Here is a 16163-nt window from a genome sequence, read left to right as displayed (position 1 = left end):
TAGTAATTTATTCTTGTTCGTTTTCAGAAGTGCCTAGAGTGACTTTGGGGTAACGTAAATCGATGACTAACGTCTCAGAAATTTTATCTTGAATGGCCTGACGATTAGGATCCCAAAATATCTGTAAAAACCCTAATAAACCTGTGGCAAGCCCAGCACCATAGCCACCATAGCGTCCAAAACTTTCCCACAAATTTAAGGCTTGGTTGTCAAGCTTAACCACTTGAATACCCATTATTTTTTTGCCTGGAGTTTGACCTCTCCACCAAGCAGTAAATACACTAAAATAAAATGCTGCCCAGCCAAACCCTAGACCTAGCTCTTCAATTAAATCTTTTAACCAATCAACAATTCCTTTAGGAGAGGTATTTAGCGACTCTTTATCAGTTTCATCTTCTACATAGTCTGATATTACTTTTTCAAGATCATTAGGTATATCGGGATCTGTCTCTGTTATCGCTTTGACTTCAGATAATGCTTTTAGTGATTCTAATAGTTGAGTTTGCTCCTCAACCGTAAGATGCCCTGACATGACTTCAATATAAGTCTCGATAGCTTCTGCCACGCCCTCATTCCCAATACGGGCACCAACTGTGTCATCTATTAACTGCTCACCTAACGTTTTAATACAATCGTATTTAGGCGTACATTCACCTTGTTCTAATTCTTTTAGTAGCGCGCTCGATTGAATTAAATATTGAGCTGTAATACCAACTACCGCAAGCTTCTCTATTTGCTGCGCGCTTACCTTTGCGTCATTAGATTTAGATTCTGGTTTATTAATTTCATCCACAATTCCAACTGCAATAACAAAGAGTAAAAACGCAACGATAAGACGTAAAAACAAGCGTCCAGCATTGTAACGCTTTTTGGTTTTTAAACGATTACCCGCTCTGAAAAACGTCGCTGCGGCAACCGTAGCCAGTATTAAACTGCTCACTTTTGTTAATAAAGCGACAAAGATTAAATCGATAGTTAACGCCATACCTCGTTTATAGGGCCCCGCTAGCCTAGTTCCCAACAAACTGTCAGCAACGAAAAAAGCGTAAGGAGTGACGATTTGGCGGGTTTCTTTGGCTGTAATAGGAGGCGGAGACTGATTATTGCTATCAGCGGATTGTAACGGCTTTGAACCCAAGGTGTTTTTATTATTTTCCATTAGCTTATCCCGCTAGTTTATATTTTTTTGGTTAAATGCTTTATACCCTCCCCTATGCCATCAAGTGTTAAGGGAAACATCCTGTTTTTCATCAGGTCTTTTATTATGCTGATAGAAGCATAATAATTCCAATACTGACTTAACTGAGGATTAAGCCATATTGCATGTTCAAAATGATTTAGTAAACGTTGCATCCACACACTTCCAGGTTCTTCGTTCCAATGCTCAACACTTCCGCCCGGATAAGTTATTTCATAAGGACCCATAGTGGCATCACCTACAAAAATGAGTTTATAGTCAGCACCGTATTTATGTATTACATTGGCAATGGGGATCACATCGCTCCCGCGGCGCTTGTTGTCTTTCCACACACCTTCGTAGACACAATTATGAAAATAGAAATATTCTAAATATTTGAACTCTGTGTGTACTGCAGAAAACAACTCCTCACATTCTTTAATGTGAGCATCCATTGAGCCACCTACATCAAAAAACATTAGAACCTTTACGGCATTGTGCCTTTCTTGCACCATATGGATATCAAGCATGCCAGCATTTTTTGCGGTGCTACCAATAGTTGTGGGCATATCTAATTCTTCTGAAGCGCCGGTTCGAGCAAACTGTCTCAATTTACGGAGGGCAACTTTGATATTTCGGGTACCAAGTTCTACATCACCAGAAAGATTCTTAAATTCTCGTTTGTCCCATACTTTCGCAGCAGAAAAGTTACGATTACCCTGCTGTCCTATTCGCACTCCTTCAGGGTTATAGCCATTCGCCCCAAAAGGTGAGGTGCCCCCTGTACCTATCCATTTGTTACCTCCTTGATGCCGTTTTTCTTGTTCAGCCAAACGTTCTTTTAAGGTTTTCATTAGCTCATCAAGGCCCCCTAATGCTTTAATTTTTTCTTTTTCGGCATCACTAAAATGGCGGCTTAGTGCATCTTTTAACCATTCTTCAGGAATACCTTTTCCAAATATGTCAATGCTTTGAACTCCTTCAAAATAATCTGCGAAGGCTCTGTCAAATTTATCAAATTGGCTTTCATCTTTAACCATGATCATTTTTGATAAAAAATAGAAGTCATCAATACTTCCAAAGACCACTCCTTTTTCGAGCGCTTGAATCAAATCAAGTAACTCCCTTAAGCTTACCTTTAATTGGTATTCTCTAAGTTTAAAAAAGAAATCAACTAACATTAACGGCGCGCCATAAAGACCAATTTTTCAAATAGATGAATATCCTGCTCATTTTTAAGCAAGGCTCCGTACAAAGGTGGGATACTTTGCTTTCCGTCTTTATTTTGTAAGGCTTCAATAGGAATATCTTCAGCAACCAGCAGTTTCAGCCAGTCAATTAACTCTGAAGTAGAGGGCTTTTTACGTAGACCAGGTACATCTCGCAAATCAAAAAATGACTGTAATGCTTGATTAAGCAGTTCCTTTTTATTGTTTGGAAAATGCACATCTACAATTTTACGCATTTCTTCTACTTCTGGAAATTGAATATAATGGAAAAAACAACGACGCAAAAAGGCATCAGGAAGCTCTTTCTCATTATTAGATGTGATGATCACAATTGGCCTTTGCTTAGCTTTTACAACTTGCTGAGTTTCGTATACAAAAAACTCCATTTTGTCAATTTCTAACAGCAAGTCATTTGGAAACTCGATGTCAGCTTTATCGATTTCATCGATTAACAATATGCTGCGCTTATCTGATTCAAAAGCTTGCCATAACTTACCCTTCACTATGTAATTAGCAATGTCATGAACTTTTTCATCCCCTAGTTGTGAATCTCTGAGCCTAGAAACCGCATCATACTCATATAATCCCTGTTGCGCTTTAGTGGTAGATTTAATATGCCACTGGATTAATTCTGCATCTAAGCTGTTAGCCAACTCCTCAGCCAACATGGTTTTTCCGGTACCGGGCTCCCCTTTTATAAGTAGAGGCTTTTCTAAGGTTATAGCTGCATTCACAGCTAATTGTAGCTCTCGACCAACTATATATTTATCTGTTCCACTAAACGACATTGAGACCTCAAACTGTATTAACAAAAGTTTAACCATAAGATATAGCGAAAAAGCACTTTGAATTTAGCGACTTCACCATACCTATGGAAGTAATATCATTATGATAAAACAGATTTATTCGCTTTATGCATCAATAATATTTATTGGTGAACTAACTCTTTTTTATATGATTAAAACTTTTTTAAAAGTATGAAATTAATGGCCGGTGCTACGGTCTACTAAAGAAGAGCATTTACTCCTAAAATAACAAATAACTTATTGACGGTTATCCATTTTGGTAAGCCGTTTGCAAATCAAATAAAAGGCAAGGAAATTTTATGCAAATTTATGACGACAATTCATTGGCAATAGGCAAAACCCCATTAGTGAAGCTCAACCGTGTAACCGGTGGTAACGTTTTCGCAAAAATTGAATCAAGAAACCCAAGTTTTAGTGTTAAATGTCGTATTGGCGCAAATATGATTTGGGATGCTGAGAAAAAAGGTATTCTTAAGCCCGGTTGTGAAATAGTAGAAGCAACAAGTGGTAATACCGGCATTGCCCTTGCGTTTGTTGCCGCTTCTCGTGGTTATAAGATCACGTTAACTATGCCTAGTTCTATGAGTTTAGAGCGTCGTAAACTGTTAAAAGCTATGGGGGCAAACCTAGTGTTAACTGAAGCCCCTAAAGGTATGAAAGGGGCTATTAACGCCGCTGACGAAATTGTTGCTTCAGACCCTACTAAATACATTCCAATGCACCAATTCGAAAACCCAGCAAACCCTGAAATTCATGAAAAAACCACAGGTCCAGAAATCTGGAATGATACAGATGGTAAGATTGATATCTTTGTTGCAGGTGTAGGTACAGGTGGAACTATTTCAGGTACTAGCCGTTATATCAAACAAACACAAGGTAAAGCGATTACGACGGTTGCAGTTGAACCAACTGACTCACCAGTCATTACCCAAGCTAAAGCAGGTGAAGACTTAACACCAGGCCCACATAAAATTCAAGGCATTGGCGCAGGGTTTATCCCCGGCAACCTAGACTTAGACTTAGTTGACGCAGTAGAGCAAGTAACCAATGAAGAGTCTATTGAAATGGCCCATAGGTTAATGAAAGAAGAAGGCATTTTAGTTGGGATTTCCTCTGGTGCAGCAGTAGTAGCGGCTAAACGTTGGGCAGAAAAGCCTGAAAACGCTGACAAAAACATTGTTGTCATTCTTGCCAGTGCTTCTGAGCGTTACCTAAGTAGCCCAATGTTTGCTGGTGAGTTTAGTGATGCAGAAAACGTCCAATAATCAACATCTTGTATATTCCACAAGTAATTAAGGGAAGCTTTTGCTTCCCTTTTCTTTTGGTATACTAGAAAAAAGGATAATATGGTCAGCAATCATTAGACCTAATATTTAATAGTCATGTTTAAGAAAATGTTTAAAAGTGTATATTTGTTTACATTAGTACTAGTAGCAATTAGTGCATGTAACTCTGGCGAACCTAAAAAAGGTGGCGGTAAGTTTGGAATGCTAGATACTGATATACCTGAATATACTGCCATTCAATTTTTTGAACACATTTATCACGATAAAACCTTAGATGGTTCGTTTAAGCTTAGCTCTCCCAAGATGCAACGACTATTACGTTCGTATCACACCAATAAAAGCGTTCAAAAGCACATACTGAATATGCGTTTTGATACAGTAAAAATTCAGCCTAGTACTCGCAGTGCGGGACGTAATGAGTTTGCTAAAGAAGCTAAAATATCACTATTTTTTGAAGGAGAACTAAATGGTGATATTTTTAAAGATATGAGAGTCATCGAGTTACTGAGAATCGATAACAAGTGGAAGGTTGACTCTGTGAGTCTGGATTAGTGCTTCGAATTTAATGTTACTTTTTAAATAACGTATAGGAATGATTTAGGCATAATTGAGAGCGCTTAAGTGTCTAGTTCCAGCATAAAAATGTTAAATTTACCATTTCAAAAACAACATCTTACGGGGCCATTAACTGTCATTGCCCTTTCAATTCTGATGGCTTTAGTAGAGCCTTTTAGTAGCGATTGGTTTGCTTATAAGTTTGATGATATTGCTGATGGGCAATGGTGGCGGTTACTGAGCGGCCACTTTTTACATACCAATACTTACCATCTATTGCTAAATATATTAGGTGCAGTGCTTTTATGGGCCTTGCATGGTCACTATTACAGAACTGCTGGGTACTTAGGCATCATACTATTTCTCTGTATTAGTACCTCAATCGGCATATACCTTTATGCTCCTCAACTTAAATGGTACGTAGGTTTTTCTGGGGTATTGCATGGGCTATTTGTAGTTGGCGCTTATTTAGATATTAAACACCACTTTAAAACAGGCTGGGTAATGTTGGCAGGTATAACCGCAAAAGTCCTCAATGAACAATTGTATGGGGCTAGTGGTGAAGTGGCTAAACTGATTGATGCCAATGTCGCCATAGATGCTCACTTATTTGGCTCTCTTGCTGGGTTAATCATTATACTGGCTCTATTCCTTAAACATAAATTAATCACAGCTAACATTACTTAAGCATAGGCATCACTCATTCAGTTAGCACTTCAGGATTTAATAAAGAAAAATGGTAATACATAGTCTTATTAGTGTCCTCTAATTTAGATCTTTGCAGCAGATGCATCAGTAAATCTCTTTGCAAGGGTTCACCGCTGTATTCATTATATTTATCTAACACTTTAATCAAGTCTGTAGGCTTAATTTCGTTGCTTCCATGTTGCCAAGTATCACCTTTTGCCGCAGGGATAAGATACTTAACAGCAGCAGTTAAGAGGCGACTGTCAGCAGGTTGGTACTGCCACAATTTGATGTTTATCTTATTAGCAATCACGGCAATACTTGTTAGAGCCTCAAGATTAAAGCAACTATAAAAATAGGGGCGACTTCGTGCTAATTCATGATGTTGTGCACCTTTTTCGTCAAATTGCTGCAACATATGACGTTTAGTATTCTGCACTGCCTTATATAATTCAGCTTCATATCCCAAATACCATGATAATGCCGCCACTTGAAAATAATACCAAGAGCCATGGTTGTTAGTTTGTTTAGCTCCTTGTAGACCTAATTCACTGGTTGTTAACCATTTGAGGTAAGTATCTAACCATTGATTCATTTCTGCATTGTCTTGTTTGCTCCACCATGACGATGTACTGAAAAGTGTTACAGCGTCTAATACTTTTTCTGGTATTAACCTTCCGTCTAAAATTCCTGAACGTCGCCTGATATCAATACCTGGGACACTTTGTGCAAACTCAAGATGAGGATTCATTTTAGTATCGCGATCTAAAAACCAGCGCTTGATGAAGTCTGTCCCTTTTTGCGCATATTTATGCTCGCCAGAGAAAAAGTATGCCAGGGCGAGGATATGTACGTATTTAGTCATAGCTCCCAAACGCTTTCTATCAACACTATCAGTTTGAGTATCAGGATTAGTTACACCATCTCGTCTAACCCAAGGTATACCATTTGGCTTACTGGGACCGGGCCACCAGTAACGGCTAAGACTTAAATAATCATGGGCGTCTTTTGAAGGGGCTAGAATGGTTTTATCAATCACAGAAAATCCATCTAAAGATAAAGCAGTATCCGCTTGCTTGATCAGCTGCGCATATGCCTTTTGTGTATCTATAGATGCTTTATTTTGTTGTAAAGCAGTTTTCACTTGATTCAAGTTCGTTTGGTCAAGCAAAATTAAGGGCCCCGCGAATGACTTGCAATTTGAAATCAGTAAAACTAGACCTAGCATAGCAGCGCCGTAAAAGTTCATATCAACCTCTCATAAAAAGTATCACAGTAAAACTAAACTATTTTTCACACTAAAGAGGAGGCAAGTGCGCCTCCTTCTCAAAATATAAAAGTTATAAATTGGTTTCAAATAACTTATAAATCCGGCGGTATTCATCTAACCAAGAGCTAGGTTGTACAAACCCATGGGATTCAACGGGGTAAATAGCCGTTTCAAAGTTTTGCTTTTCAAGCTCAATAAAACGTTGAACTAATCTAACCACATCAACAAAGAATACATTACTGTCTACCATAGGTGCATTGATAAGAAGTGGCTTTTGTAACCCTTCTGCATAGTATATTGGCGAGCTTCTTTCATAGGCAATAGGATCAATGTCAGGGGTATTCAAAATATTAGATGTATAACCATGGTTGTAATGAGCCCAATCAGATACGGGCCTAAGTGCTGCGCCAGCTTTAAACAAATCAGGTGATTTAAACATAGCCATAAACGTCATAAAACCACCGTATGAGCCACCGTATGTCCCTACTCTACTGGCATCAACATGTTGGTTTTCTGCTAACCAATTCACTCCGTCCTGTAAGTCTTGAATTTCAGGTGTGCCCATTTGACGGTAAATCGCGGTACGCCAATCTCGGCCATAACCAGCAGACGCGCGGTAATCCATATCTAACACAACATAACCTTGCTGCACCAACATATTGTGGAACATATACTCTCTGAAATACCCAGACCACCCTAAATGGGAGTTTTGTAGATATCCCGCACCATGACTAAACACCACGGCTTTTCTTTTTTCATCAAACTCAAAGTTTGCGATTTTAGGTGCGTACACTCTAGAAAAAATAGGCTTATCTGTATAACTAGATTTAATAGGAACAATATCAGGAGCGATCCAATCTATATCTAAAAAGGCTTGGCTTGTGGTATGGGTAATCTGTTTAGCGGCGCTATCATTTATCGCTTTGACATAAAGCTCAGGTGGGCGAGTCAGTTTAGAATGGGTTAATAACAAAGACTGCTCATTTGGACTTAGTTGATAGTCTGTCATACCATTTAAATCGGTTAAGGTTTCAATATTGCCACTTTGTACACCTACTCTGTAAATTTCATATATACCAGGGTGCTTAATATTAGCTTTAAAATATATAAAGCTATCGTCTTGGCTTAGAGTAAGACTATCAACCTCGAATGCCCCTGAAACAAGGGCAGTAGCCGCGCCTGCAATAGGTTTTAAATATAAATTAGCATAACCCGACTCTTCCGATAGGTAGTAAAGCGCTTTGCTATTTTGCAACCAACCAAAACTATTGAATTTGTAGTTTATCCAAGCATCATCGTGCAATCTATGCTGACTTTCTAACTTACCTTCGGATACATCGACAGTGGTTAACCATCTATCTTTGTTATCCCAAGCTTCTAGCATGACAGCCACGCTATCACCGTTACTGTGCCATTGGATTGCACTTTGAGACCATGACCAGTCACGTAACAGAACAATATCTCGAGGAAGACGATTAACAGAGTATTCTTTGCCTTTTGCTGCAGCATTCTCTCGTTTTACTGACGCTAGCACATCATCATTAAAACCAGGTAAATTACCGTAGCTTAATGGTTTTTTTGAATGTTGTTCAATATTGAGTAACCACAAATTTTCTGTCTTTGGAGTGACATCAGCCACACGAGGGCGTACTTTATCAGGTGAGATCCGGCCATTTTCATTTATATAATTTGGCATGATATCGCCATCATCACGCCATGGAGACTGTTTAGTTTCAGCAATGATTAACCATTTTCCATTTGGCGACAAACTCGCTTCTACAGTTTCATTACCTTTAGCAAAATAAAAGCTAGTAGGAGCAAGGGAGCTATTATTTTTCTCTAATAGTATTTGCTGTTCAAATCCTTGCTGCTTATGCAAGCGTTTTAAAGCCACAACCTCGATCAGTCCTTGCTGTTGCTCTGCAATATAATCTTCTGGCGCACTAACCGCTTTGGGTTTATCGGCAAACTGCCAAGTCACTAATAATTCATAAAATCCTGTTTTAGGATCAATCCCATAAAAGCTATCACCACTTTGAAAACTCAAACGACCATCATTTAGGAACGTTAGATTGTATGGTTTTTTGTTGTCTTTAGTGAGCTGCTTTAACTGATCAGTCTTTAAATCTTTATAAAAAATGTTTCCTTCGAACACCCAAGCAGCCATTTCTCCATTCTGATCTAATACCCTACGCTGATAGGCCTCTTGGTGTTTACTACTGATACTCACCTTACTTGGGTTGCTTGTATCATTTAATTCTTTAACCCATAAATCTATTAATGGTGAGCCTAGGCGTTTCTGTTGATAGTAAACGCCGGCACTGTCATCAGCCCAGTAAGGGCTAAGGGGTTGTCGCCCCATCCAGTCAGGATCAGCCATAATCTGCTTTAAGGTTAATGTTTCTCCTGAAGTAGTGGAGACTGTTTCGGTACTCGTGGTAAGGGTTTCATATGCTGGAACAATGTTTGTTCCCAAAGACTCTTGTGGTGTATTCACAGTCTGCGTGGCAGAACAAGATACAAATAATAACGTAACACTGGCGACCAGTAGGCCTTGGGGACACAGTTTGAACATTCAATAAACCTTTGATGTAGACATACTATTTTTTACTATTAAACCGTAAATACTATGTACTAAGCAATCTTAGCTAAAATGTATCCTAGGTATATTTTGTTACAGATTATACAAAAGAATAGTGAGAGCTTAAGGCTGAGGTCGGTTGACCTTGGATGAACCTGTGTTCAATGAGCTACCTAGCCATTGGCCCCGAAACTACCCCTCTAGAAAAAACAGGGCTCATTATCCTAACCCATAAATAAAAACAGCGGCTAAAAGCCGCTGTTTTTATTTCTATAGCGTAAAATTAACTTAGATAACCACCATCAACCACCACAGTCGTGCCAGTGGTATAACTTGATGCATCTGACACTAAATACAAAACAGTTCCTGCCATTTCATCAGGCTGTGCCGTTCGACCCAAAGGTATTTGCATCAATGCTGTTTTTAATATTTTATCATTACCCGTTAAAGCGGATGCGAACTTGGTTTCGGTTAATCCCGGCAATAACGCGTTTACTCTGATATTCAGTGAACCACACTCCTTTGCAAAGGCTTTAGTCATACTAATAACCGCAGCTTTGGTAATAGAATAAATTCCTTGACCCAAACCTGGAGAAATACCATTTACAGAAGCCGTATTTAAAATCACGCCTCCCCCCTGCTGCTTCATCATTTTACCTGCGGCGGTAGACATAAAGAAATAACCACGAATATTCACATCAACCGTTTTATCATATGCTGCCAAGTCAGTATCTAAAATATGACCAAAGTATGGATTAGCAGCTGCATTATTTACAAGTATATCTAAGCGACCAAATTGCTCGTTAATTTCCGAAAATATATTATCTATTTGCGCCATTTCTCCCACATGACAAGCCATAGCAACAGCGTCACCGCCCTCTTCTCGAATACTCTCAGCGACGGCTTCACAGCCATCGACTTTACGACTGGATACTATAACCTGCGCCCCGTAGGCCGCTAAAAGTCTGGCGATTGACTCACCGATACCACGACTTGCACCTGTTACTAATGCAACCTTTCCTGTTAAATCAAACATATCTTTTTTCATAACGTGTCCTGTTTGTATTTATTATTAATCTGTTAAAACCAATCAGCTTGCATATCACTACAGCTATCATCCATATCAATAAGAAGCGTAATGTCTCGTTGTACTAAGGGTAATTCCCAATGTACGAAGTATTTTGCAGCCTGAATTTTGCCATTATAGAAATCCACATCTTGTTGATTTTCTTCTTTGCTATCTGCCAATTTGGACAACGATACTTCTGCAATATTCGCTTGACGTATCCACATCCAGCTCATCACTATCTGACCAAATATATTCATAAAACATGTAGCGTTGGCTAATAAAATAGCTTGTTGTTCAGACTGTAAGCTTGCTCCTAAACTAGGTATTAACCCCTGCATCTGTTGTAGGTATGGTTGCAACTTGGCAATTAATTGTTTGCTCACTTGCCCTGTAACCGCCCCAAAGTCCTGTTGCATACGTCCTTGTAATAATGCCAGTCCCGCACCATTTGCTTGCCATAGTTTACGGGTGAGTAAGTCTAAAGCCTGAATCCCATTAGTACCTTCATGAATCGGATTTAAGCGGTTGTCTCGCCAACATTGTTCCACTGGATATTCACGGGTATAACCTGAGCCACCTAGTACCTGTATTGCTAAGTCATTCGCTTTAGGACCAAACTCAGAGGGCCAAGCTTTTACGATAGGAGTTAATAGATCGAGTAATTCAGATGCTTGTTTTTTCGCACTATCATCAACCAAAGTGTGCGCATCATCGACCAAGCGGGCAGCGTAAAAACACAAAGCCATGCCCCCTTCCACATAGGATTTTTGCGCTAACAACATACGTTTTACATCGCCATGTTGAATAATGGTAGCAGGCGCATCAGTGGGTTTATTATGAGGAGCGACTCGACCTTGAGTGCGCTCTTTTGCGTACTCTAAAGAATATTGATAACCGCTATAGCCAATCATTGCAGCGCCAAAACCGACTCCTAACCTAGCTTCGTTCATCATCAAGAACATATAACGTAATCCTTGATGCTCTTCACCAATTAAGTAAGCGTGGCAATCGTCTTTTGCACCAAAACTTAAAGCGGTAGAAGTGGTTCCTCTATACCCCATTTTATGAATAAGACCGGCAAGTGACACATCATTACGTTCAGCTGGATTTCCAGCATCATCTAAACGAAACTTAGGAACAGCAAACAGTGAAATACCTTTGACGCCAGCTGGTGCACCTTGGATTTTCGCTAAAACTAGGTGAACTATGTTGTCAGACAACTCATGATCACCGCCGGATATATAGATTTTGTTACCTTTTATACGGTAGTTACCATCTGCATGTTTTTTAGCAGATGTATGAATATCAGCTAATGACGAACCCGCATGGGGCTCAGTTAGTGCCATAGTCCCAGTAAACTCACCGGTTAACATACGAGGCATAAAAGCATTTTTGAGATCTACTGAAGCAAAGTTACGTATTACATTGGCGGCAGCCACAGTTAAAAATGGATAACCTGTGCTTGATGGGTTTGCAGCCATAAAGTAGCCTGCACAGGCCGTCATGATGGTTTCAGGAAGCTGCATTCCCCCCTCATCAAAATCAAACCTGCCAGCAATTAAGCCCGATTCAACGTAGGCATCAAACGCCTCTTGAACTTCAGGGATCATAGTTACCTTTTCACCATCAAAGGTAGGCTCGTTAGCATCTGCTTTCGCATTGTGTGTTGCGAATTTTTCGGTAGCTATCTTTTCGGCTATATCCATAACCGCATCAAAAGTCTCACGATTGTGTTCGCTAAAACGTTCTCGCTCACAAAGCGCATTCGTATCTAATAGTTCAAACAATTGAAAAGACAACTCTCTACGTTTTACCAGCTCATTACTCATATAAAAACCTTGTTTGTCACCAAACTGATTAAATTTAACTTGCTAAAGAATCGCAAAATTATAAGTTGGCTATCATTGGCAGATATGACATATTAATGGTCATTAGTGACAGCTATAAGCCATCATTATTTATGTCTAATCAAGAGGTTTATTAAGAGTGTTTAAAGTAACTATTCTGGGATTCGATCAAGCTTATGCTAGTGCGATAACTGGCGCCTTAGACTTGTTTGCTTTAGCGGGTGTAACTTGGCAACGTATGTCTGGGGAAGCACCAACGCCTTTCTTTGATGTACAAATTGCTTCGATAAAAAAGCGGCCTGTAAAATGTATCAACCAAATTGAACTGACGAGTCATATCGCCATTGAAGAAGTGGACGAAACAGACCTATTACTGGTGCCAACTATAGGAGGTGAGTTAATTACAGTCCTTAATAATAACCGAGCTTTACTAGCCCATATTAACAAGCACTTCAGTAACAATGCCGATATAGCGAGTAACTGCAGCGGTGCATTTTTATTAGCAGAAGCAGGAGTTTTAAAAAACAAAGATGCGACGACTCATTGGGGTTACGCTGATATATTTAGTCAACGATACCCTGATATTAACCTTTGCTCTGAAAAAATGATCACTTCAGATGGCAATATACACTGCTCAGGTGGAGGCATGGCATGGTTTGATTTAGCATTATTGTTAATCGAAAGGTATTGCGGCCATGACGTCGCCACCACCACAGCAAAAGCCCATGTCATTGATATAGGTAGAGGTGAACAAGCAGCCTACGCAACTCTGAGATCTAAGAAATATCATCAAGATCCAGACATACTTTACGTACAGGAATGGTTAGAAAATAATTTCAACAACAGAATATCCATTAACCAACTACCAGCTTTAGTGAATATAGGTGCCCGTACATTTAATCGACGCTTTAAAAAAGCAACAGACCAAACACCGATAAACTATATTCAAACTTTACGTATCGAAGCTGCCAAACGATTTATAGAAACCACCCAAGACAGTATTGAAAGGATCATTAACCAAGTGGGATACGAAGATTTAAGTTCATTTACTAGGCTCTTTAAGAAACATACTGGTTTATCACCAAGTCAATATGCTAAAAAATTTAAACGCTAACACTCTGTGCACTTACATGAGTTAACTTTGCATACTTTTTGCACTATGGTAAATAAACATCTCAGAGGCTACACTACATGAGACGGGAATATTTACAGGTATCAGGCAAGTGACCAATTAACTGCATGAATTTCATACAGTTTGTTTAAATTAAGTATTATTCTATTGCCCAGTAAACTAAAAATACAGTTGCACTAACAAAAACAAACCGCACCAAGACGAAGCAACTGAAGATAACGTTAATTTGTTTTAATTTTACACTTTTATTTTGTTACTTCAGGAGATATGACATGGCATTTAAAAAACAGTACTTAAAATCAAAAGCAATTTGCAAGGTAACATTTAAGTTATCTAAAGAAGAAGCCAAAGCAGCAGAGACTGTTTGCTTAGTGGGAGACTTCAACAATTGGGATAGCGCTTCAACCCCAATGAAAAAACTCAAAAATGGTGGGTTCACTACAACGGTAAACTTACCCAAAGATTCAAATTATGAGTTTAGGTATTTATTAGATGATTCAGCATGGGAAAACGACTGGGAAGCTGATGCTTACATTCCTTCGCCTTTATCTTTTGAAGATAATTCAGTCGTTACAGTTTAATGACATGAGGTAGGGATTTATTTAGTACCAAAAAAGCGACGATAGCTGACCTATCGTCGTTTAATATTATTAAAAACTAAAGAGCAGCTTCAAGTTCAGGTAACACATCAAACAAATCACCAACTAAACCATAGTCAGCAACTTGAAAGATAGGTGCATCTTCATCCTTGTTTATAGCAACAATAACTTTTGAATCTTTCATACCCGCTAAATGCTGGATAGCGCCTGAAATACCGACTGCAATATAAAGGTTAGGCGCAACTATTTTGCCTGTTTGACCAACTTGCATATCGTTAGGAACAAACCCCGCATCAACTGCCGCACGAGAAGCCCCCATAGCTGCACCGAGTTTATCTGCAATGCCGTCTAATAACTTAAAGTTCTCGCCATTTTGCATCCCTCTCCCACCGGAAATAATCACATCTGCCGCAGTAAGTTCGGGTCTTTCTGATTCTGTTAGCTCTGCTGACACAAACCCTGATTTTTCTAAAGGCTTCACTACCAAACATGCCTCAACTGGAGCTGAGCCATCCTCAGAGACCGCATCAAAAGCTGCAGTTCTTACAGTAACCACTTTAATCGCCTCAGAAGACTGTACAGTGGCAATAGCATTGCCTGCATATATTGGTCTTACAAAAGTATCAGCACTCTCAACCTCGATAACATCAGATATCTGAGATACATCTAACAAGGCTGCAACACGGGGCATGAAATTCTTACCTGTAGTTGTGGCTGCAGCCATTATGTGACTCGCATCCTTACCTAACTCAATCACTAACTCCGCGATATTTTCAGCCATTTGGTGAGCATATTCTAAGCTATCAGCAACTAATACTCTTGTGACTCCGGCTAATTTTGATGCTTGTTCCGCCACTGCATCACACCCTGCTCCGGCAACCAATAAATGAATTTCTCCACCAATTTGTGCAGCTGCATGGACTAACTTATGGGTTTCTGTTTTTAGCTGCTCGTTATCATGTTCTGCAAATATTAGAATAGTCATTAGATCACCTTCGCTTCATTCTTTAATTTTTCTATCAACTCAGCCACATCTGCGACTTTAGTACCACCTTGGCGTTGGGCTGGTGCTTCTACTTTCAATATTTTCACGCCAGATGACAATGCAATACCAAAATCAGCTGCGGGTTTAACCACTAACGGTTTACGCTTGGCCTTCATGATATTTGGTAAGGAGGCATAGCGAGGTTCATTTAGCCTCAAATCGGTAGTGACGACTGCGGGTAAGGTCAACTCAACCATTTGTAAACCACCATCTATTTCTCTTGTTACCTTCACCTTGCCTTCAGTTATTTCGACATCTGAGGCAAACGTTCCTTGGGGCATACCAGTCAAAGCTGCTAACATTTGCCCTGTTTGGTTATTATCAGAGTCGATGGACTGCTTACCTAAAATCACTAGCTCTGGACTTTCCTCTTCAACAATTTTTTGCAATAGTTTTGCTACCTGCAATGAGCCTAGTGTGTCCGGTGTATCAATTTGTATGCCTCTATCTGCTCCAAGAGCAAGGGACGTACGTATTTGTTCTTGGCAAGCCTTATCACCGATTGATACCACCACGATTTCAGTCGCTATACCTTTTTCCTTAAGCCTTACAGCTTCTTCGACGGCAATTTCACAAAATGGGTTAATAGACATTTTGGCATTTGTAAGGTCTACAGCACTATTATCAGGTTTTACTCTTACCTTCACGTTGTAATCAATAGCTCGCTTTACCGGCACTAATATTTTCATGTTGACCTCTATATCAGGATGTCAGTGTTAAGTGAGTGGTCATACCTCCCACATTAGGATGTAATTAATTTACTTTGAACGAATCTTTACGTCAAATTAACCTTTTATCATCAAAAATACAGTATTTACGCAACATATTTGCAGGTATCATTACATTAAAGAGTAATTTTAAACGGTAAGTTAAAACAATT

14 protein-coding genes are annotated in these 16163 nt (G+C 39.3%); 5 read left to right on the top strand and 9 right to left on the bottom strand.

Annotated features, from left to right (window positions below; all coding sequences use genetic code 11):
• Positions 1-7 precede the first annotated feature (7 nt).
• Genes ABJD71_RS15290 through ABJD71_RS15280 form a run of 3 tightly spaced genes read right to left on the bottom strand, consistent with a single transcriptional unit; the run spans position 8 to position 3194 of the window.
• Entirely contained in the window at positions 8-1159 is a 1152-nt protein-coding gene (locus ABJD71_RS15290; protein ID WP_348171266.1) for an RDD family protein, read from the bottom strand.
• 17 nt (positions 1160-1176) lie between these two features.
• A complete protein-coding gene (locus ABJD71_RS15285) occupies positions 1177-2358 on the bottom strand; it encodes a hypothetical protein (protein WP_348171263.1) in 1182 nt (393 codons plus the stop codon).
• Positions 2358-3194: a MoxR family ATPase gene (locus ABJD71_RS15280; RefSeq protein ID WP_348171260.1), complete on the bottom strand. Its 837-nt coding sequence runs from the start codon at positions 3192-3194 to the stop codon at positions 2358-2360. Before ABJD71_RS15280 ends, ABJD71_RS15285 begins: the two co-directional genes overlap by 1 nt.
• Positions 3195-3511: 317 nt before the next feature.
• Here ABJD71_RS15280 and cysK point away from each other — a divergent pair, with 317 nt between their 5' ends.
• The 3 genes from cysK to rrtA all read left to right on the top strand — a co-directional run bounded on the left by cysK (position 3512) and on the right by rrtA (position 5740).
• The gene (cysK, locus tag ABJD71_RS15275) at positions 3512-4477 is read left to right on the top strand and encodes a cysteine synthase A (RefSeq protein WP_348171256.1); all 966 of its coding nucleotides are present in this window, start codon (positions 3512-3514) and stop codon (positions 4475-4477) included.
• Between the two features lie 147 nt (positions 4478-4624).
• Entirely contained in the window at positions 4625-5050 is a 426-nt protein-coding gene (locus tag ABJD71_RS15270) for a hypothetical protein (RefSeq protein WP_348171253.1), read from the top strand.
• Between the two features lie 69 nt (positions 5051-5119).
• Positions 5120-5740, top strand: coding sequence for a rhombosortase (rrtA, locus tag ABJD71_RS15265; protein ID WP_348171250.1), 621 nt, complete (start codon positions 5120-5122; stop codon positions 5738-5740).
• 13 nt (positions 5741-5753) lie between these two features.
• Here the strand turns inward: rrtA and ABJD71_RS15260 are convergent, their stop codons facing one another.
• The 4 genes from ABJD71_RS15260 to ABJD71_RS15245 all read right to left on the bottom strand — a co-directional run bounded on the left by ABJD71_RS15260 (position 5754) and on the right by ABJD71_RS15245 (position 12489).
• Entirely contained in the window at positions 5754-6989 is a 1236-nt protein-coding gene (locus tag ABJD71_RS15260; protein ID WP_348171247.1) for an alginate lyase family protein, read from the bottom strand.
• A 91-nt stretch (positions 6990-7080) separates the two neighbouring features.
• The gene (locus tag ABJD71_RS15255; RefSeq protein ID WP_348171244.1) at positions 7081-9585 is read right to left on the bottom strand and encodes a prolyl oligopeptidase family serine peptidase; all 2505 of its coding nucleotides are present in this window, start codon (positions 9583-9585) and stop codon (positions 7081-7083) included.
• A 289-nt stretch (positions 9586-9874) separates the two neighbouring features.
• A complete protein-coding gene (locus ABJD71_RS15250; RefSeq protein ID WP_348171241.1) occupies positions 9875-10639 on the bottom strand; it encodes an SDR family oxidoreductase in 765 nt (254 codons plus the stop codon).
• Between the two features lie 32 nt (positions 10640-10671).
• A complete protein-coding gene (locus ABJD71_RS15245; protein ID WP_348171238.1) occupies positions 10672-12489 on the bottom strand; it encodes an acyl-CoA dehydrogenase in 1818 nt (605 codons plus the stop codon).
• Positions 12490-12646: 157 nt separating this feature from the next.
• Here ABJD71_RS15245 and ABJD71_RS15240 point away from each other — a divergent pair, with 157 nt between their 5' ends.
• Both ABJD71_RS15240 and ABJD71_RS15235 read left to right on the top strand, forming a co-directional pair.
• Entirely contained in the window at positions 12647-13621 is a 975-nt protein-coding gene (locus tag ABJD71_RS15240; protein WP_348171235.1) for a helix-turn-helix domain-containing protein, read from the top strand.
• A 290-nt stretch (positions 13622-13911) separates the two neighbouring features.
• Complete coding sequence (locus tag ABJD71_RS15235; protein WP_348171232.1) at positions 13912-14220, top strand: isoamylase early set domain-containing protein; 309 nt, start codon at positions 13912-13914, stop codon at positions 14218-14220.
• A 76-nt stretch (positions 14221-14296) separates the two neighbouring features.
• Here ABJD71_RS15235 and ABJD71_RS15230 read toward each other — a convergent pair whose 3' ends face one another.
• Positions 14297-15223 carry an FAD-binding protein gene (locus ABJD71_RS15230; protein WP_348171229.1) on the bottom strand — a complete coding sequence of 309 codons (927 nt, stop codon included), beginning with the start codon at positions 15221-15223 and terminating at the stop codon, positions 14297-14299.
• A complete protein-coding gene (locus ABJD71_RS15225; RefSeq protein WP_348171226.1) occupies positions 15223-15972 on the bottom strand; it encodes an electron transfer flavoprotein subunit beta/FixA family protein in 750 nt (249 codons plus the stop codon). The genes ABJD71_RS15230 and ABJD71_RS15225 overlap by 1 nt, the downstream gene beginning before the upstream one ends.
• Between the last annotated feature and the right edge of the window lie 191 nt (positions 15973-16163).

The sequence above is a fragment of the Paraglaciecola sp. genome, from assembly GCF_039943935.1.
GTDB lineage: Bacteria > Pseudomonadota > Gammaproteobacteria > Enterobacterales > Alteromonadaceae > Paraglaciecola.
The sequence above is the reverse complement of the archived record's forward strand: the minus strand, read 5'-3'. Positions and strand labels throughout refer to the sequence as shown.